The 19,185-nt window shown below is 59.1% G+C and carries 18 protein-coding genes; 10 read left to right on the top strand and 8 right to left on the bottom strand.

Going from position 1 to position 19,185, the window contains the following annotated elements; all coding sequences use genetic code 11:
* Nucleotides 1-87 precede the first annotated feature (87 nt).
* On the top strand, nucleotides 88-729 hold the full coding sequence (locus RRH01S_RS09740) for a LysE family translocator (protein WP_007692316.1): 642 nt from the start codon (nucleotides 88-90) through the stop codon (nucleotides 727-729).
* 19 nt (nucleotides 730-748) lie between these two features.
* Here RRH01S_RS09740 and ispG read toward each other — a convergent pair whose 3' ends face one another.
* Nucleotides 749-2,002: a flavodoxin-dependent (E)-4-hydroxy-3-methylbut-2-enyl-diphosphate synthase gene (ispG, locus tag RRH01S_RS09735; RefSeq protein ID WP_007692318.1), complete on the bottom strand. Its 1,254-nt coding sequence runs from the start codon at nucleotides 2,000-2,002 to the stop codon at nucleotides 749-751.
* A gap of 126 nt (nucleotides 2,003-2,128) precedes the next feature.
* A complete protein-coding gene (locus tag RRH01S_RS09730; RefSeq protein WP_007692320.1) occupies nucleotides 2,129-3,328 on the bottom strand; it encodes an MFS transporter in 1,200 nt (399 codons plus the stop codon).
* A gap of 256 nt (nucleotides 3,329-3,584) precedes the next feature.
* On the opposite strand from RRH01S_RS09730, the gene RRH01S_RS09725 reads away from it, so the two are divergent.
* Nucleotides 3,585-4,457 (top strand): DMT family transporter, encoded by an 873-nt coding sequence (locus tag RRH01S_RS09725; protein WP_034522030.1) that lies wholly within the window; start codon nucleotides 3,585-3,587, stop codon nucleotides 4,455-4,457.
* 36 nt (nucleotides 4,458-4,493) lie between these two features.
* On the opposite strand, the gene RRH01S_RS09720 is transcribed toward RRH01S_RS09725, so the two are convergent.
* Entirely contained in the window at nucleotides 4,494-5,684 is a 1,191-nt protein-coding gene (locus RRH01S_RS09720; protein WP_042471794.1) for an MFS transporter, read from the bottom strand.
* Nucleotides 5,685-5,987: 303 nt separating this feature from the next.
* Between RRH01S_RS09720 and RRH01S_RS09715 the strand changes: the two genes are divergently transcribed.
* Both RRH01S_RS09715 and RRH01S_RS09710 read left to right on the top strand, forming a co-directional pair.
* On the top strand, nucleotides 5,988-6,863 hold the full coding sequence (locus RRH01S_RS09715; protein WP_042471323.1) for a LysR substrate-binding domain-containing protein: 876 nt from the start codon (nucleotides 5,988-5,990) through the stop codon (nucleotides 6,861-6,863).
* A 191-nt stretch (nucleotides 6,864-7,054) separates the two neighbouring features.
* Nucleotides 7,055-7,789, top strand: a complete 735-nt coding sequence (locus RRH01S_RS09710; protein ID WP_037219176.1) for an SDR family oxidoreductase — start codon at nucleotides 7,055-7,057, stop codon at nucleotides 7,787-7,789.
* Here the strand turns inward: RRH01S_RS09710 and RRH01S_RS09705 are convergent.
* Together RRH01S_RS09705 and RRH01S_RS09700 are read right to left on the bottom strand one after the other, a co-directional pair.
* The gene (locus RRH01S_RS09705) at nucleotides 7,740-8,678 is read right to left on the bottom strand and encodes a LysR family transcriptional regulator (protein WP_042471790.1); all 939 of its coding nucleotides are present in this window, start codon (nucleotides 8,676-8,678) and stop codon (nucleotides 7,740-7,742) included. The genes RRH01S_RS09710 and RRH01S_RS09705 overlap by 50 nt on opposite strands.
* A gap of 141 nt (nucleotides 8,679-8,819) precedes the next feature.
* Nucleotides 8,820-9,206, bottom strand: coding sequence for a cupin domain-containing protein (locus RRH01S_RS09700; RefSeq protein WP_042471320.1), 387 nt, complete (start codon nucleotides 9,204-9,206; stop codon nucleotides 8,820-8,822).
* Nucleotides 9,207-9,326: 120 nt separating this feature from the next.
* On the opposite strand from RRH01S_RS09700, the gene RRH01S_RS09695 reads away from it, so the two are divergent.
* From RRH01S_RS09695 to RRH01S_RS09670, 6 genes are all read left to right on the top strand, one after another.
* Nucleotides 9,327-9,641, top strand: coding sequence for an ArsR/SmtB family transcription factor (locus tag RRH01S_RS09695; protein ID WP_007692334.1), 315 nt, complete (start codon nucleotides 9,327-9,329; stop codon nucleotides 9,639-9,641).
* Entirely contained in the window at nucleotides 9,638-9,997 is a 360-nt protein-coding gene (locus RRH01S_RS09690; RefSeq protein WP_037219180.1) for an SRPBCC family protein, read from the top strand. Before RRH01S_RS09695 ends, RRH01S_RS09690 begins: the two co-directional genes overlap by 4 nt.
* A gap of 45 nt (nucleotides 9,998-10,042) precedes the next feature.
* Nucleotides 10,043-10,666: an ATP-dependent Clp protease proteolytic subunit gene (locus tag RRH01S_RS09685; RefSeq protein ID WP_007692338.1), complete on the top strand. Its 624-nt coding sequence runs from the start codon at nucleotides 10,043-10,045 to the stop codon at nucleotides 10,664-10,666.
* 239 nt (nucleotides 10,667-10,905) lie between these two features.
* Nucleotides 10,906-11,679, top strand: coding sequence for an amino acid ABC transporter substrate-binding protein (locus RRH01S_RS09680; RefSeq protein ID WP_042471315.1), 774 nt, complete (start codon nucleotides 10,906-10,908; stop codon nucleotides 11,677-11,679).
* A gap of 88 nt (nucleotides 11,680-11,767) precedes the next feature.
* The gene (locus RRH01S_RS09675) at nucleotides 11,768-12,448 is read left to right on the top strand and encodes an amino acid ABC transporter permease (protein ID WP_042471312.1); all 681 of its coding nucleotides are present in this window, start codon (nucleotides 11,768-11,770) and stop codon (nucleotides 12,446-12,448) included.
* Nucleotides 12,445-13,206 (top strand): amino acid ABC transporter ATP-binding protein, encoded by a 762-nt coding sequence (locus RRH01S_RS09670; RefSeq protein ID WP_034522044.1) that lies wholly within the window; start codon nucleotides 12,445-12,447, stop codon nucleotides 13,204-13,206. Before RRH01S_RS09675 ends, RRH01S_RS09670 begins: the two co-directional genes overlap by 4 nt.
* 373 nt (nucleotides 13,207-13,579) lie before the next feature.
* Here the strand turns inward: RRH01S_RS09670 and RRH01S_RS09665 are convergent, their stop codons facing one another.
* The 3 genes from RRH01S_RS09665 to RRH01S_RS09655 all read right to left on the bottom strand — a co-directional run bounded on the left by RRH01S_RS09665 (nucleotide 13,580) and on the right by RRH01S_RS09655 (nucleotide 18,741).
* Nucleotides 13,580-15,502, bottom strand: coding sequence for a M10 family metallopeptidase (locus tag RRH01S_RS09665; RefSeq protein WP_042471310.1), 1,923 nt, complete (start codon nucleotides 15,500-15,502; stop codon nucleotides 13,580-13,582).
* A gap of 210 nt (nucleotides 15,503-15,712) precedes the next feature.
* Nucleotides 15,713-17,023, bottom strand: coding sequence for an HlyD family type I secretion periplasmic adaptor subunit (locus RRH01S_RS09660; protein WP_012652882.1), 1,311 nt, complete (start codon nucleotides 17,021-17,023; stop codon nucleotides 15,713-15,715).
* Nucleotides 17,020-18,741 (bottom strand): type I secretion system permease/ATPase, encoded by a 1,722-nt coding sequence (locus tag RRH01S_RS09655; protein ID WP_080705423.1) that lies wholly within the window; start codon nucleotides 18,739-18,741, stop codon nucleotides 17,020-17,022. Before RRH01S_RS09655 ends, RRH01S_RS09660 begins: the two co-directional genes overlap by 4 nt.
* Between the last annotated feature and the right edge of the window lie 444 nt (nucleotides 18,742-19,185).

Raw genomic sequence — 19,185 nt, 5'->3', positions numbered from 1 at the left:
CCATGACAAGAAATCACGCGAAAAACGGGTGACCTTCAGGCGTTTCCATGGCAGGTATCGTCGCCTGAAATCCCCCGGAGCCATCCCATGCATGAGGCGCTTGCCTATCTGCCGCAGATCCTGCCGGCCTATATCGCCTATCTCGTCGCCGTCGCGAGCCCTGGCCCGGCCGTCATGGCCATTATCGCCACGTCGATGACGCACGGCCGCAAGGCGGGCATGACGATCGCACTCGGCATCTTCGGCGGCTCGCTGACATGGGCGATCGCCGCTGCCGCCGGCCTTGCCACCTTGTTGCAGACCTATGCGATGGCGCTGGAGGTTTTGAAGATCTTCGGCGGACTCTATCTGCTCTATCTCGCGTACAAGGCATTGCGCGCGGCTCGCGCGGCCGGCGACTTGCAAACAGCCGTGACGGACGCAAAAGCACCGACCTTCAGGTCGCTGATCCTGCGCGGCTACGGCATCCACGTCACCAATCCGAAGGCGATCTTCGCCTGGCTCGCCATCATCGCGCTCGGCATGCCGCAGGGCGCGCCAGGCTCGGTCGCGATACTGATCATCACTGTCTGCGGGGCAACCGGCTTCGTCGCCTTCATGGGCTATGCGGTGCTGTTCTCGACACCGCATGCGCTGAAGATCTACAGGAGCGCGCGCCGGTGGATCGAAGGCGCCATGGCCGGCTTCTATTGCTTCGCCGGCATCAAGCTGCTGACCAGCAACATCTAAGAGGAGGATTGGCGGCGGATCACTCCGCCGCGACGCTCTTCTGGCCGAAACGTTTCTCGATATAGTCGGCGACCAGCGCTTCGAAATCCGAAGCGATATTCGGGCCACGCAGCGTCATCGCCTTCTGGCCGTCGATGAAGACGGGGGCAGCGGGCGATTCACCGGTGCCGGGCAGCGAGATGCCGATATCGGCATGCTTGCTCTCGCCGGGACCGTTGACGATGCAGCCCATGACGGCGACGTTGAGCGCTTCGACACCCGGATATTTGTCGCGCCAGACCGGCATGTTCTTGCGCAGGTCGTTCTGGATGTTCTGCGCCAGCTCCTGAAACACGGTCGACGTCGTGCGGCCGCAGCCGGGACAAGCCGCGACAACGGGCACGAACTGACGGAAACCCATCACCTGCAGCAGCTCCTGCGCCACCTGCACCTCGCGGGTGCGGTCGCCATTCGGCTCCGGCGTCAGCGAGACGCGGACGGTATCGCCGATGCCATGCTGCAGCACATAGCCCATGGCGGCCGAGGAGGCGACGATGCCCTTGCTGCCCATGCCGGCCTCGGTCAGGCCGAGATGCAGCGCATGATTGGAACGCTCAGACAGCATGGAATAGACGGCGATCAGGTCTTGCACCTGGCTGACCTTGGCCGAAAGAATGATGCGGTTGCGCGGCAGGCCGATTTCTTCGGCGAGATCGGCCGAGATCAGCGCCGACTGCACGATCGTCTCGCGCGTCACCTGGCGGGCGGAGAGCGGCGAGCCGGCGGCGGAATTCTGGTCCATCAGCGCCGTTAGCAGATCCTGATCGAGCGAACCCCAGTTGACGCCGATGCGAACCGGCTTGTCATAGCGGATCGCCATCTCGATGATCTCGGCGAACTGCTTGTCCTTCTTGTCCTTGAAGCCGACATTGCCGGGATTGATGCGGTATTTCGCCAAGGCCTCGGCGCAGGCCGGATGGTCGGCCAGGAGCTTGTGGCCGATATAATGGAAATCGCCGATCAACGGCACGTCCATGCCGAGCCGCAGCAGCCGTTCGCGGATCTTCGGCACGGCGGCGGCACTTTCGTCACGGTCGACGGTGATGCGAACCAGCTCCGATCCGGCCTTGAAGAGAGCGGCAACCTGCGCCACCGTCGAATCGATATCGGCGGTATCGGTATTGGTCATGGACTGCACGACCACAGGCGCGCCGCCGCCAACGATGACGCCGCCGACATCGACGGCAACGGAGGAACGGCGCGGCTTCGGATCAAAATCGGTGGCGGACGACATGGAAAACTCTCGTTAGCCTCAGGTAATCAGTGCCTTTCAGGTGGATCACGAAGCGGTCGTTGTCAACCGCTTCGGATATCACTTTCTCAGGCTGTAACATGACCATAACAGGTCAAGACGGCCGAATTAATGCGAATTCTCGCCGATGCCGTCGGCGTAGCGCGCCAGCGATGACAGCGCCAGCACGACGAGCAGCAGCACCGGCAACGCCAGCAGGACCGGCGAGAAGCCGACATGCTCGGCGGCGAAACCGATCGCCGAGGGTGCCACCAGCATGCCGGAATAACCGAGCGTGGTGACGACGGAGATGCTGATGCCCGGCTGCAGACCCGGAATGTTGCCGGCGGCCGAAAAGGCGATCGGCACCATGTTTGAAATGCCGATGCCGCAGAGCGCAAACCCGACAATGGCCAGTTCCGCATTCGGCGCCAGCGCCGCGATCACCATGCCGACGATCGCGAAAACCGTGCAGACGCGCAGTGTCTTGACCGCGCCCAGCTGATCACGGACGAAATCGCCGGCAAAGCGCATTGCCGCCATGGTCAGCGAGAAGGCAGCAAAGCCGAAACCAGACAGAGTGACCGACGCGGCCTTTTCCTGGCTGAGATAGAGCGCGCTCCAATCGAGCACCGCTCCTTCGGGCATCATGGAGAACAATGCCATGAGGCCGAGCAGCCAGGGCAGCGGGACCATCGGCAACCGCGCCTTCGGTTTCGCCTCGTCCGGATGCGGCTGGTCGCCGAGGATCATCGGCCATGCCACAGCCAGGATGAGGATGGAAAGGACGGTGACGACCTCGGCGTGACCGAGGTAGCCCAGATGCGAGATCAGGAAACCGCCGATCGCCGCACCGAGCAGACCGCCAAGGCTCCAGAAGGCATGGCAGGACGACATGATGGCCCGGCGCATGGATTTTTCCACCGAGACGGCATTGGCATTCATCGCCACGTCCATGGCGCCGATGAAACCGCCAAACAGGAAGATGGCGATAGCCGCAGTCCACACGCTCTCGACCAAGGTCATGGCGAGCAGCATCGGCACGAGCAGCACGGCGAAGGCCTTGACGACGATCTTCGAGCCGCGTCCGGCAATCTGTGCGCCGGCAATCGGCATCATCACCAGCGAGCCGACACCGAAGACCAGGATCATCAGGCCGAGTTCGAACTTGCTCAGTTGCAGCCGCTCGGCAAATTCCGGAATCTTCGGCGCCCAGCAGCCGACGCTGAAGCCATTCATCAGAAATAGCAGCGAGACGGCCGCGCGCGGTTTCGTAAAGAATCCGCTTCTGCGTGCCTGAAGACTCTCGGATTGCATCATATCATTCATGGAAAATCCCCCAAATCAGTGCTCGCAACATATTTAAATCGATTGAAATCGCAATATCCGAAAACAGGCACATTAGTCACGTTTCATCACCATCTGTTAAAACGGAGGCAACGGAGCCACAACCACGAATAAATATTTCCAACCCGATCTGCCTCGTTCATATGGCCTATTGACGACGAAAAGGTAGGCTCCTATCGCTTGAGCCGGACAAGATTCCTCGACTGCTTCGCATCGGCCTTCCCCCCTTGGTGCTCTAGTGAAAAACCCCATCAGCTACGGCATTCTGCTTACGGCGTTCGGCTATATGCTGTTTACCGCCCATGACTCGGCGGTGAAATTGCTCGTCGTCACCATTCCGGTCTGGCAGGTCCTGTTCCTTCGAAGCTGCGCCATCCTTGCGGGCTGCTTCGTCTATGAAGGACCGTCGCTGGTGCGCAAGGTGGCGCGCTCGCCGGTGGTCAAGCCGATGATCGTGCGCAGCATGCTATTGCTGATCGCCTGGATCTCCTATTATTCGGCCGCCAAGTATCTCCAGCTCGCCGAGGTCACCACCCTCTACTATGCCGCCCCGATCGTCGGCACGATCCTTGCGACCATCGTGCTTAGGGAAAAGGTCACCGTCGCCCGCTGGATGGCGGTCGGCGTCGGCTTCTGCGGCGTGGTCATCGCTTCCAATCCCGTGGGACTCTCAATCTCCTGGCCGGTCTATCTGGCCTTGCAGGCTGCCGTTCTCTGGGCAACGGGCATGGTGCTGCTGCGCAAGACCGCTCTGCATGAAAAGAGCCACATCCAGATGGCCGTTTCCAATATCATGCTGATTCTGATGACGGGCACGATGGCGATCCTGCACTGGAAAACGCCGACGGCCTACGAACTCATCCTGCTCTGCGCCACCGGGATCTTCGCCGGTATTGGCCAACTGGCACTGTTCGAAGGCATGCGCCAGGCCCCGGTCTCGGTGCTCGCGCCATTCGAATATACCTCGCTCGTCTGGGCCTTTGGGCTCGGCTATTTCATCTGGGGAGACGTCCCCAAGATCAATACCTTCATGGGCGCAATCCTGATCCTCAGCGCCGGGCTGATCATCATCGTCAGCGAACGGAAGCGGCGGCGGGTGTCGGCGGCTTGAACGGCAACGGCATCAAGCTCAATCGACATTCAGGCTTCAGGTCTGTTGTGATGCGTAATCCATTCGCCGGTGTAACAGCAAAAGGCCGAGAAGCGTGCAGAAGGCAAAGATCGAGATGACCAAGGCCAGCCACAGAGCAGCGTGGGGACCGGCGGAGGTCAGGATGGCGGTGAAGACCGGCGGTGCAGCAGCAAAGGAAAGATTGAGCGGCACGGCCAGTTGCGCCGATGCGCGAGCATAGGCGCCGGTGGGGAAAATCTCTAACGGCAGCGTGGCGCGGGTGACGGCGGTGGCGCCGCTTGCAATGCCGTAGAGCGTGGCAAACAGCATGGCGCCGACGAAGTTGCTGGTCAGCAGAAGAACGATGAAGCTCAACGGAAACAGGGCAGAGCCGGCAAGACCGATGATGAAGCCCGACCAACGCCGCCCACCGAGGGAATCGATCATGCGCCCCGCCCATCGAGCAATCCCCATGAAGGCCGCGACCGCCAACGCACTGGCGTGATCGAGGCCTGCAGCCTCGAACAGGATGACGATTGTGAGGGCAAAACCCCAGGTCACGAAACCATTGGCGGCAAAGCTCGCAGCCAGCAGGACGAAGCGGGGGCAGTCGATAAGGGCAGGTTCGGCCTCCGTCTTGGTAATCGATTTTTGCCCAGGCCGGCGGGCAAGCGTGGCCCAATGCAGTGGCATGCAGACAATCAGCGTGACGGCGGCATAGGCCAGCGTCGTCGCGCGCCAGCCCCATTGAGCCTGCAGAAGCCCTGTCAGCGGCCAGACGATGGTTGGTGTCAGCCCGCCGGCCAGGATCAGCACACCGAGCGCCTGGCGGGCTTTCTCGCCGGCGATCTCCGTCACCGCGATCTGCGCCGGTGTCGATAACATACAGGCACCGGCGAGGCCGAGAATGAGCCACGACAGGACGAAGGACACCGGACCATTGGCCAGCCCCATGACCAGCAGGCCGGCTGCGCCCAGGGACGATCCCAATACCATGATCGGCCGCGTGCCATGGCGCTCGAAGATTGCGCTCAGCGGCCAGGACACCATGGCCATGACGACAAGCATAACCGTCGGTCCCGCCATGACCATCGGCAGCGCCATGCCCAGTTCGCCGGCCATGGCAGGTCCTGTGACCGCGGGCAAATAGAACGTGGCGCCCCAACCAATGAGTTGGGTCAGAGATAGGGCAGCAACAGCGCGGGCTGTGGGCGAGCGGAATCGCATCCCGGCAATCGGCGCGGAAAGCATAATCGAGTCGCGGGAGCGGCGTAGAAGGGGAAGCATCAAGGGCCTTTGGACACGAGTAGCTTTTGTTTCTGAGACATGACGAAAGGACTGCACTTCCGTCAGCGAGCGAAGACTAAAGAAAATAATGCTGTTCCAGCCGCTACCCATGCGATGGCTTTAGTGTTGGTGTAAAATCGGCTTGATCGCGTCGCAGTTTCTGAAGGGCTTTTGACGTTCGCTTGTGCTAGATTTTCGTGTGATGCTCAAACGAGGAATTTGAGGGGAGCCTGAGGAAAATTCATGCAGGAAAAGCATCGCGTCTCTCTCAATGCCATCAGGGTATTCGCGATCGCGGCACGCACTGGGAGCCTGACGGCCGCCGGTGCCGAACTCGGCGTTACCTCTGGCGCGGTAAGTCACCAGCTCAAAAAGCTCGAAGACGAGCTTGGGGTGAGCCTCTTCCGCCGTGGAAACAACACCGCTTCCCTGACCGACGTGGGACGGCGGTTCTATGAGGAGGTCGCGCCGGCGATCAGGCTCATCGAGCGTTCAGCCGACGCCCTTTATCGCGACGAAAGCGAAATCAGCGTCCATGCGACGACGTCGCTTGCGCTGCGCTGGCTCATCCCATCTCTGGATCGGTTTCGCGCGCTCTGCCCACAGGTCCGCGTTCGGGTGGAAACGAGTTCGGCGCGAGGTTTCCCGGCCGTCTCCGACTCCGATGTCAGCATTCGTCATTTCCGGGCAGGGGCAGCGGCCGAGGGATGGGAATTCCTTGCTCGCGACCGGCGCCGCCCGGTTGTTTCTCCGCGTCTGCTGGCAGGAGGAACCGGTCAGGCGATTGGCATTCCGGACGTACCAGCTCTTCAATGCTGCGTTGGAAACTGGGACTGGAAGCTCTGGTGCGAGACGTTCAATATCTCGCTGGCCGACCTTTCCCTCACCCATGCATTCGACACGGACGACGCTGCTCTTCATGCCTGTGTTGCCGGCCTTGGTATGGTGCTCGCGCCGACAATTCTCACAAGCCGGGAAACGACGTCGGGCGCATTGGTGACATTGTCCGGATATGAACCGGTCGAGACCGGAACATATCGTTACCAGCGCCGCTCCGAATCGAAGGCGGTGCGGCAATTCTGCGGCTGGATGGACACCGAAATGCGGACCCTCGAATGAAGGCATCCAGCGCAGAGAACGGCAGCTTTGACTGCGGATGATTTCTGCGGCCTTCGCTCACGACGCCGATCCTATTATGAGCGACCATCATCGGAATCTCCGATGATGCCATCGTTTTTCTCCGTTTCCCCTCCCCCACAACTCTCTGCCAAGTCTTCGCCCGCAATCATTTACCTTCGGGACCAAAAGACATGGCACTTGCAGACATCGCGAACTCACGAATCCTCATCGTCGGCGGCAGCTCCGGGATGGGCTTGGCGCTGGCAAAATGCGCGCTTGCCGCCGGGGCGGAGGTGATCATCGTCGGGCGGAACGAGGACAGGCTCCGGCGCGCCAGCGCGGAGCTGCAAAATTCGGCTCTCTCTACGATCGCGGTCGATATCACGCGGGAAGCGCAGGTCGCTGACCTGTTCGAGCGGATCGGCCGGCTCGATCATATCGTCAGCACCGCCGCCGATATCGAAGGCGCCTATGAACTGCTGCCTTCGCTGGATCTGAGAGCGGCGCAACGGGTCGTGGAGAGCAAATTCTACGGGCCGCTGCTGCTCGCCAAATATGGCGCGCCAAAGCTCGCACCCAAAGGCTCCATCACCTTCACCTCCGGCATCGCGGCCTATCGTCCAGCGGCGCGAGGTTCGGTCGTTGCCGCCGTCAACGCGGCGCTCGAGGGGCTGGTGCGTGCGCTTGCGGTCGAGTTGGCACCGATCCGCGTCAATGCCGTTTCGCCCGGCTGGGTCGACACCCCCATCTGGACATTCGTCGCTGGCGACAGGAAGGACGAGACGCTGGACGCCATGGCAAAGCGGCTGCCGGTCGGGCGCGTCGGACAACCGGAGGATATCGCCGATGCTATCACCTATCTGATGGGCAACGGCTTTACGACGGGGACGACCTTGCATGTCGAGGGCGGACATCGGCTGATCTAGCCGGCGCGAAATGGTCGCTCGCGGCCGCCAGCAACGATAGCAACGCCGGCGGCTGCACGCGCCGCCGCCGCCAGATCGTCACCAGCGAGACCACTTGCGTCGGCCCCGGCCAAGGCAGCTCGATGATCTCACCGCGATCAAGCGCCTCGGCAACCGCAAGGCGCGGCACCAGCCCGATACCGGCGCCGGCCGTCACAAGCCGCGCGATGGCGCCGATACTGCCGACCTCGGCGGCGGGCTTCGGAGCCACTATACCAGCCTCGGCGAACGCCTTGTCGAACATGGCCCGATAGGCGCAGCCGACTTCGGTGGTCAAAAACTCCATCGCGGCAAGCTCGGCCCAATCCGGCTTCCCCGCCGCGAATTGACCTGCGGGAGCTGTCGCAAGGATCAGCAGCTCGGTCGCGATTACACGGCTGACGAAACGCGCGTCCAGACCACCCTGATCGAAACAGAAGGCGACATCGATCTCGCCGCTCTCGAGCTTTCGCAGGAGATCGCCGCTGCCGGCGACCTTCAGCCGGAGATTGATATCGGGATGGTCGTTCTGGAACGCGGAGAGCCATGCCGGAAGTTTGACGGCGGCAATCGTCTCCAGCGCGCCGATCGTCACCGATCCGGCCACATGCCCGGCAGTTGCCTCGACGGCAGAACGCGCCTCATCCGTCAACGCCAATATCTCCTGCGCATAGGAAACCAGTGTCTCACCCGCCTGCGTCAGCTCCAGACCCTGCTTCGAGCGGGTGAAAAGTGCCGTGCCCAGCTCAGCCTCCAGCGACTGCATCTGGTCACTGACGCTCGATTGCGCCAGATGAACCTCTTCGGCTGCCCGGGTGAAGCTTTTGCTCCGGGTAACCGCGAGGAATGTCTTGAGAAGTCGAGGATGCATCGGGACGCGCCGCATTTGTTTCGGGCCTGGCACCGCAGCGTCAAGATGACGAGGCGGCGCCCACTACCGGGAACGCTGCCACATCGCCGACATCGCCGTCAACAAGCCCGGCCTGTGCGACCGAGCGCGGCAGAATACCTTCTATATCCAGAGATCGTTCTGCGCTGTCCTGTCGCCGCCCTCATGGCCGGTGTTCAAGGTGCCACGCGGTTCGATCAGCATCATCCGGACTTCCTTCTCGGCGAAAGGCTTGTGCTCCATGCCCTTCGGGACGACGAACATCTCGCCGGGTCCGACATGGACGGCACCATCGCGAAAATCGATCCGCAGCTGCCCCTCCAGAACGATGAAGGTCTCGTCGGTCTCTGGATGATCGTGCCAGATGAAATCCCCCTCGATGCGGACGAGCTTGAACTGATAGTCGTTCATCTCGGCGATGACACGGGGTTGCCAGAACCCCTGAAGCTTTCCAAGCTTTTCCTGGAAGTTGATGGGCTGCCTGGTCGATGCTGCGGTTGCGTCTGTCATGGTCTTCCCTTTCGAATACAGGAAAGGGGGTTATGAACCGCAGCCTTGGATCGTTCTTGAACGTTTGTGCAAAGAGAGAAAAGTCTTGCGAATCGCATAAGTGCGTGCTTATGTGTTGGCATGATAGAGAACGACATATTCCGCGCCTTGGCCGACCCGACCCGACGCGCAATCTTTGAAAAGCTGGCGGCAGGCAGCACGAACGCCAGCGCCCTGCGCGAGGGCATGGAGATCAGCCAGCCGGCAATGTCCCAGCACCTCTCGGCTCTTCGCAGCGCCGGGCTTATCAAGGAAGAACGACAGGGGCGCTTCGTGAATTATGAGGTTGATCCGGATGGGCTGGCTCTCATCGCCCAATGGTTGGCAAAATATCGCGCCTATTGGCCCGCGCGCATCGACGCTCTCAAGCTATTGCTGAAGGATATGGACCAATGAACGACGAAAAGACCAAGGAGCCGAAAACCGGGATCGCGCTTGAGTATGAGCTCGATGAGCCCCCACAAAAGGTCTGGCGCGCAATCAGCATTCCGGAGTTTCGCGAAAACTGGTTGCCGAAGGAAGCGTTGGCGGATCCCGAAGCGACCTTTGTCACGCCCGGCGAGGAGGTTCGCTACAGGATGCGCGACCACGCACCGCCATTCCTCGAAAGCACCGTGACATTCAGGATTACCCCGAACGCGACCGGGGGAACCAGCCTGCGGATCATCCACGAACTGACTGACATGAGGTTCGACCGGATGACGAGGGCCGCCGGAAACAACAACAGCCCGCCTCTCATGCTCGCTGCCTGACGCAACGAGACTCCCCCGCAAATCCTGGAAGATTGGAGTTCGCCGATGAGCGAAGCGATGCAACTCGTCCCTATGGTCATAGAGCAATCCAGCAGAGGAGAGCGATCTTTCGACATCTATTCCCGCCTCCTGCGTGAGAGGATCATTTTTCTCAATGGCGAAGTGAACGATACCGTTTCCGCCCTGGTCTGCGCGCAATTGCTGTTTCTTGAAGCGGAAAACTCCAGGAAACCGATCAGTCTCTACATCAATTCGCCGGGCGGCGTCGTGACCAGCGGCCTCGCCATGTATGACACCATGCGCTACATCCGCGCGCCGGTGCACACACTCTGCATGGGGACCGCCCGTTCGATGGGGTCGTTCCTTCTGATGGCCGGCCAAGCCGGTGAGCGATCCGCACTACCCAACTCCAGCATCCATATCCATCAGCCGTTAGGTGGCTTCCAAGGGCAGGCTTCGGATATGCTGATCCATGCTGCGGAAATGGAGCGGACCAAGCACCGCATGACGCGACTCTATGCCGAACATTGTGGACGCACCTATGAGGAGTTCGAGCGCGCGATGGACCGCGACCATTTCATGACCGCGGAACAAGCTCTGGAATGGGGCCTTATCGACCGTATCCTCCAGGTTCGCGAGGAAGACCTGCCTATAGCCCCGGAGAGCTGAGTGCGATCAAGGCTCTGACCGGCGATGTCGCAGAATAGGGGGGTCGCAACCGCTGGACTATGGCCGTCTGGCTAGCCCGCAGGTGCGGTATGCTCGGCAAAGCTGTCTAAACCACCATCTCTTGAGAAAAATATTCGCAATTGCCGATTTCTTTCGCAGTTTTCTACGCTTCCCCGGTCCATTTTTTCTGCGATGTATGCAACATTGATTGCAACATGTTCCAGAAACGGAAGAAAACGATGAACTGGTTGAAGACCGTTGCCGCCGCTGCCCTCGTGCAGGCCGCTTTCCTTTTGCCCGCCCATGCTGGCGACAATCTCAAGGCGATCCAGGACGCCGGCGTGCTGAAGGTTGGCACGGAAGGCACCTATGCGCCCTTCACCTTTCATGATGCAAGCGGCAAGCTTGTCGGCTTCGATGTCGAGATCGCCGAAGCCATCGCTTCCAAGCTCGGCGTCAAGGCCGAGTTCCTGGAAGGCAAGTGGGACGGCCTGATCGCCGGCCTCGACGCCAAGCGCTACGACACCGTCATCAACGAAGTCGGCGTCACCGACGCCCGCAAGCAGAAATATGACTTCTCCGATCCCTACATCGCCTCCAAGGCCGTGCTGATCGTCAAGGAAAGCAACACCGACATCAAGGATTTCGCCGATCTCAAGGGCAAGAAGTCCGCACAGTCGCTGACCAGCAATTTCGGCAAGCTCGCTCAAACGTCCGGCGCCGAGCTCGTCGGCACCGATGGTTTCGACCAGTCGATCCAGCTCGTACTCACCGGCCGCGCCGACGCCACGATCAACGACAGCCTGTCCTTCCTCGATTTCAAGAAGCACAAGCCCGACGCGCCGGTGAAGATCGTCGCCCAGCAGGCCAATGCCGATTTTTCCGCCGCCATCATCCGCAAGGGCGAGCCGGAACTGCAGGCCGCCATCAACAAGGCGCTGGCCGACATCAAGGCTGACGGCACCTACGCCAAGATCTCCGACAAATACTTCGGCCAGGACGTTTCAAAGTAAGTGGGAATAGGCAGAAACGCCAAATTGTGAAAAAGATGCGTCCGGGGCCATCCCCGGACGCATTCTGTTATGGAAAGGTCGCTTCTCCGTGGAGCACTGGTTGCAATTGATGTGGGAGTCGCTGGGCACGCTGCTTTGGGCGGGGCTCGTCTTCACCATCCCGCTCACTCTGATCACCTTCGTTCTCGGCCTGCTGCTCGGCCTCGTCACCGCCGTCACACGGCTGTTCGGCCCAAAGCCGCTCGTCGCCGTCGCGCGCTTCTATGTCTGGGTGATCCGCGGCACGCCGCTTTTGGTGCAGCTTTTCGTCATTTTCTACGGCCTGCCGAGCATGGGCATCCTGCTTGACGCCTTTCCGGCCGCCATCATCGGCTTCACGCTGAATGTCGGCGCCTATTCGTCCGAGATCATCCGCGCCGTCATCTCCTCCGTGCCGAAAGGCCAGTGGGAAGCGGCTTATTCCATCGGCATGAACTGGCGCCAGGCGATGAGCCGCACCATCCTGCCGCAGGCGGCCCGCGTCGCCGTGCCGCCGCTGTCGAACACCTTCATCTCGCTGGTCAAGGACACCTCGCTTGCCGCCGCGATTACCGTACCGGAGCTGTTCCAGGCCGCGCAGCGCATCGTCGCGACCACCTATGAGCCGCTGATCCTCTATATCGAGGCCGCCATCATCTATCTCGTGCTCAGCACCTTCCTCTCGACGCTGCAGGGCTACCTCGAACGCCGTTTCGCCCGCTCCGGCGGCACGCTGGAGGCGCGGACATGATCGAGCTATCACATATCGAAAAGCGCTTCGGCGACAGTGTCATCTTGAAGGATATCAGCCTGACCATTCCGGAAGGTACGGTGACGGCGCTGGTCGGCCCTTCCGGCGGCGGCAAGAGCACGCTTTTGCGCTGCATCAACCTTCTGGAAATCCCCACGGCCGGCACCATCCGCATCGGCGAAGTGAGCACCACCTTCCAGCCGGGCAAGAAGACCGCCTGGCAGGACATCCAGAAGATTCGCCGCCAGACCGGCATGGTCTTCCAGAATTTCCAGCTCTTTCCGCACAGGACCGCTATCGAAAACGTCATGGAGGGCCTGACTACCGTGCTGCGCTGGCCGGCCGACAAGGCCCGCGCCCGCGCCGTCGAGCTTCTGACCAAGGTCGGCATGGCGCACAAGATCGACGCCTGGCCCTCGACGCTCTCCGGCGGGCAGCAGCAGCGTGTGGCGATCGCCCGCGCGCTCGCCCCCTCGCCCCGCGTCCTCCTTTGCGACGAGCCGACCTCGGCGCTCGATCCGGAACTGGCCGCCGAAGTCGTCGATGTTCTCGGCAAGCTCGCCAATGAAGGCACGACCATGGTGATGGCGACGCATGATCTGCGCCTCGCCTCGAAGATCGCCACCAGTGTCGTTTTCCTCGAAGCCGGCAACATCGTCGAAACCGGCCCCTCCCGCACCATCTTCGGCGCCCCTCAGCAGGAGCGGACGAAACAGTTCATCTCGACGCTAAATGCTGGGCACAGCTACGACATATGAGAGCGGGGCTTCCTCTCTGAGTGAACAACGTGAAGAGAGGCCGGAGGCTTGGCGAGTCGTCTCCTCGATCGCTCGGAGCTAAAACGGCTCCTTTCGCGGCGTTCCATCCTTTTCCCATACATCGAAACTAAAGTCTTTTGGGCGATCTGTCCGTTGATCCCTACCAGAAGTCCCTCATATAGACCCGAGGTGCCGTTGTAGTCGGTCCGGATTTTCAGCTAGACGCCTCCTGCTATGCGCCATTGCGCTTTCAACCATGGAAGGCGTCAAGGAAATCGCTTAGCCGTTCCGACAGCACGCCGGCGACTATGAAATAGTCAGCCATCGCACATCCAAATGGACGGTACACGGATCCGTTCATCCATGCTCACGGCTACGCGAACGTACCGTCACTCACATAGGTTCTGCCTTCGAAAACCCCAAACTCCAGATAATGCTCAAGAGGATTAATTCCGGCAGCAGCAACGTCTGGATTGAGTTTCAAATAGCCCGCCGCATCGAAGTTGCGGGAGGGGTCGCGTCCTTCATGCCAGCCGTACTGCAGATAGTGGGTGAACGGATTGACGCCAGCAGCAGCCACATCGTGGTACGCTGCGAGATATCCCGATGTATCAAAAAACGGGTTGGGGTCACGCCCTTCATGCCAGCCGAATTGATTGTAGTGCTGCTCGGGATCCGCATGGGCTGTTTCCACATCTGGATTGTTCTTGAAATAGAACGTGTCGTCGATCAACAGGTCTTTGGCATTAACATTGCGACCCTCGTAGATACCAAACTTCAGATAGTGCTCAAGTGGATCGATCTTGGCCGCAGCAACGTCTGGATTGAGCCGTAGATATTCCGACGTATGGAAGAGGCTCGATGGATCTCGTCCCTCCTTCCAGCCGAACTGGTCGTAGTGCTGAAGCGGATTAATGCCGGCAGCCGCGACATCATGATACTTCGCCAGATATTCGGAAGTATCAAAGAATTTGTTCGGATCAAGGCCCTCACGCCATCCGACGTTTGAGTAATGCTGATCCGCGTCAGCACCCGCGTCAAAAACGTCATGGTTGTGAGTATAGTAAAACATATCATCGACCAGGGCGGAGCCGTCATCTTGAACGATTGTCCTGTCGGAAAACTGCAGCTTCTCAATCCAGACCAAGCTGTCATGACCTTCGCTACCGTTAAGCAGCATCGCGCGATTACCATAATCGACCGTTGCTTGCTTCAGGCTGAAGTTGAACACCGCCGTGTCGACACCCGCGCCTCCGCTGAGCCAATCGTTTCCACCTCCCCCCGTTAGCGAATTGTTGGCAGCATTGCCGATAATCGTGTCGCTGCCGGATCCACCGATCGCATTTTCGATCAACGAGCGATTGTCGCCATTATACTGGAGGGCATTGTAGACGTTTCCATGCGCAAAGTGGCCGTCACCAAGATAAGCGAGCTGTGATCTCGACATCGCGGACCAGCCGCCGGGTGCCAAATTTATGGATTGAGCCGAGATATAGTTCGAGAAATCATAGGTATCGACACCGCCACCATCCCACACGGTGAGGAAGACACGGTTGTCTCCAGGCTTTCCCTGCCCGACTCCGTCGATGAACATCTCGCCAGTCGTGGAAGAAAAGGTGTAGGTGGTATTGCCAGCGTGCGCAGAAAAATCAGCTCCATACAGTTTTTGGATCGCCGCGATATCGTACATCATCAGCGATTGTGCAAAGCCGAAGTCTTCATTTGTATAGCCGGCATACAAAGACGCTCCTGTATAGGAGCGATAGCTCATGACCGTAAATTCCATGCTGTCGTGCGCAAGGCTCGTTGTCACGAAGTTAGTACTTAAAAAATCGTGCGGATGCTTGAGGCCAAGTGCATGCCCAATTTCATGCAGCGTGGATATCCACGCATAATTGCCCTTGACCGGATTGGTCATGGCACTTAGGCCGCTCTGTGTACCGAACCAGACATCGCCACCCTGAGCACTTTCCGAAGGGAAATAGGTATAAGCGGAGTTCTGCGCCTCGTCCGACATGCCAAAACGCAATGTAGCGTTTCCCGGAACCGACGTTTCTTCCATGAAAGTGAGATTCGAGATCGAACTGTACTGCGCCAAGGCCGAGTGCACTGCTGCCTGCATGGTTGCATTGAGGGGCTGGAACGTCAGCTGCTCCCCGCTGTAACTACCATATTGCGCACCGCTGGTGGTAAACGAAAAATCCAGCGCGGAGGACGCCCAATACCGACCGTAGATCAGGCCATCAACATCATTCGAAGTGCTAGGCCACGGAACCGGAAAATACGAAGTAAGCATTCAAAACGTCCCCTAACGTCCCGTGAATTTAATAGCCGCCGTTCATCGAGATGCTTAAACGGCAAGTAAGTGATCTGCAAGTAGGAGTAGCATTTTCCGTTAACATCTTTCACCACCATGTGAGGATGAGAGCGATCGACGCTGCGCAACACCGGCGAATTACTGCCAGTTCTGGACCGGAATCTTGAGAACAAGCCACATTCGACATCGTCACTCTTCTCTAAACGCCCGAGCCATTTGGTCCGTCAACGGCTTTGCCAAATATGCCAGTGCAGTACGCTCACCCGTCTGAATGAACGCCTCCACCGGCATCCCGACCACCGGTGCTAGATTGCCCAACCGAGCCCATTCGGTCGCCGAGACGGCGACCCTGAGGCTATAATAGCCTTGCCCGGTGCGCTGATCAGTGGTGAGATCGGCTGCAATCCTCGTAATGCGGCCACTCAATTCCGGTGTAGTGCGCTGATTGAACGCAGAAAATCGAAGCGTTACGTCCTGCCCTACAACCACCTGATCGATATCCTGCGGCGACAGCTTGAGTTCCGGTGTCAGCACATCGTTGTCAGGCACAATTTGCATGATCGCTTCACTGGGCGTAACGACTGCCCCTGATGCATGCACGGCCAGTTGATGAACGATGCCTGCCTGTGGTGCGCGGATATCGATGTGTCTCAACTCGTCCTCAGCAGCAACGAAACGCTCGGAATATTCACCGATTTCGCTTTCGGCCTGGCGCAGTTGGTCCGATACCTCGGTTCTTTGATCGTCATCAACCTGAATGATCTGCAGCTGGGTTTCAGCGATCTTGCCGTTGGTTTGGGCCGCGGAGGCGATCAGACTGCCGAGCTCACCGGTGAGGTCTGCTGCATCGCGCTGTAAGTTATAGACTCGGGTCGCCGGGATAATGCCCTGATCGAGCAACGGTTGCAGGCTGGTGAGTTCCTTGTTGATAATGGCAATCGCTTGCCGTTTGCCGTCCTGTTGGGCGCTCAGCCCCTCCGCCTCCTTCGAAAGCTGGCGCACCCGCTCGGCCAACTGCGCTTTGCGCCCCATCTTGGAAGACCGCCGATCATGAAACAGCCGCTGCTCACCATCGAGCATCGCTGCCACTTCGACAATCTCCCGCTCCTTTAAAAGGCCCTCAGGAAAGGTGATATCCTCTTTAGAATCTCGTTCGGCTGAAAGCCGTGCGGTCCGCGCGGCAAGTTCCTTCAGACGCTTCGAAACGATCGCAAGATTAGCACGCGCTTGGGTGTCATCGAGATGTATGAGTATTTGGCCAGGTTCGACACGATCCCCGTTCTTGACGAACACTTGACCGACAGTTCCGCCCTTTTGGTGCTGAACGGGTTTAACGTAGCTGTCGACGACCAACGTGCCGGCGGCAATGACAGCGCCCTGAAGGCGAATGGTAGCAGCTAGACCTCCCAGGACCCCAACGAGAAAGATAATTGCGGTGATCGCGACGAACGTCAGGCGACGGATGGCGTGCTCGGCAAGCGGCGCGTGATCATCCTTCATTGCGTCCTCTCCTCGCCGGCGATCATTAGTCGAACAGGCTGCAGCCCGGACGGCGCTGGCTGCGTCGTCTTCCTGAGGACTTCATCCTTCGGCCCAAATGCCTGCATCTGACCATTCGCCAGGACAAGAACCTTGTCGACAACACCAAGTGCACTTGGGCGATGAGCGATAATGATAGCAATGCCGCCACGCGCCTTCACATCCAGTATCGCACGTGACAACGCCGCCTCCCCCTCCGCGTCGAGGTTTGAGTTAGGCTCATCGAGAACGATCAGGAACGGCTCGCCATAGAGCGCACGTGCCAGCGCGATACGCTGCCGCTGTCCGCCCGACAGCGCCGATCCTTGTTCGCCGATCTTCGTGTCGAAGCCTTCGGGGAACTGCACAATCATGTCGTAGACACCAGCCGCCTTCGCAGCAGCAATGATTTTTTCTGACGGCGCATCCGGATCGAAACGGGCTATGTTTTCGGCGATAGATCCACCAAACAACGAAACATCCTGCGGCAAATATCCAATGTGTTGGCCAAGCGCTCGCAGATCCCATTGTGACAGAGATGCCCCATCCAGGCGGACCGCGCCTGAAATCGGCGGCCAAATCCCGACGAGGCCCCGCGCGAGTGAGGATTTACCTGATGCGCTTGGACCGATGACACCGACGGCTTCTCCTGCCCGAAGCTCAAAGGAAACGCCGCGCACAATCGCGAGCTTTAAGCCCGGCGCCGCGAGATGCAGGTTTTCAGCTTTCAGGGCGCTTTCGGGCCTGGGAAGGGAAACTTCTTTTTCATCAGCCTGCATCAGTTGCGCGAGCTTCATCAGCCGTGACCAGCTATCACGCGCTGCGGCGAAACCCTTCCATTGGCCGATCGCCAGTTCGACCGGCGCCAACGCCCGACTAACAAGGATGGAACTTGCTATCATAATGCCGCCCGAGGCCTCTTGGCGGATGACAAGTATGGCCCCAACAGCAAGCACCGCTGACTGCAGTACCATTCGCAAGATCTTGGAAATTGTCCCGAGTATGCCTGTTACGTTTGACGCACGCAGATGGTTACTGAGATAGCGGCGATTGATTTCGCTCCACTGCCTACCAAGCAGATGGCCAAAACCCATCGCAAGCACGGCTTCTGAATTGCGACGCGTTGCTTCCGCAAGAGCCATTCGCTCGGAAGCGATTTTCGCGGCCTCCTTAGCCGGCTGACGTGACTTCAGTTCGGCCAAGATCGTCAGACCGATGAGCATTAGGGCTCCGGCCAAGGCCGTCATACCGATCCACACATGAAACAGGAAGCATAAACCGAGATAAAACGCCATCCAGGGAATATCGAACAAAGCAGTTGGCCCCGGCCCCGAAAGAAACATTCGTACAGTATCCAGGTCGTGCACCGACTGAAGACCATTTCCGGGCACCTGCATGCGCGACGGAAATAAGACGAGGGAATCGTAGACAGCTGTTCCAAAGCGCTCATCCACCGATAGGCCGACGCGCACCAAAAGCATCGAACGGACGAGCTCGAGGATTCCCTGAAACGCGTAAAGTGTGGCCGTTATGATGCCCAGACCAACCAGCGTAGGCAGACTGTGGCCTGGAATGACGCGATCGTAGACCTGCAGCATGAAGAAGGAGCCGGTCAAGGCGAGAACGTTGACAAGCGCGCTGGTCGCACCGATCCCGAGAAAGGCTTTCTTCAAGGAGGATAAAACGGCCACAAGGAACATCTGTGGAGTCTTCGTAGTCGTGCTAGACAAGCTCAAACCCCGCTCACGCTGCCGCAATGAAACGGAAGTCATCCTGATGGAAGATTGCCAAGGCAACGTTCTTCAACAAGATCGAGCTGTTCGCGTCCTTGGAAATTTCAGATAACTCTTCGCGCTCGTTAGCCATACGCTCTAGAATGCTCTTGATAGTTGATCGGTTAATCGTCGGGCCGTTGGTTAGAGGCTAGTTCCACTCGCAATCTGGATGATCCGCAGAAAAAGGACGGCGGACTCGATACGAAAGCGTGGTGTGCAACAGAAGCCGGGATCAATATGCATCCGAGAGGTAAGAGATTTGTAAAACCGCAAAGCGTTCTATTCAAGCGGAGTGAGAAAACATCGTCGTCCCGTCGACGAATCCGCATCCGTTACGCATAATTACGCTTAATAAAGCGAAAAATAAAT

Source organism: Rhizobium rhizogenes NBRC 13257, assembly GCF_000696095.1.
Classification (GTDB): Bacteria; Pseudomonadota; Alphaproteobacteria; order Rhizobiales; family Rhizobiaceae; genus Rhizobium; species Rhizobium rhizogenes.
This window is presented reverse-complemented; position numbering and strand designations above follow the sequence as displayed.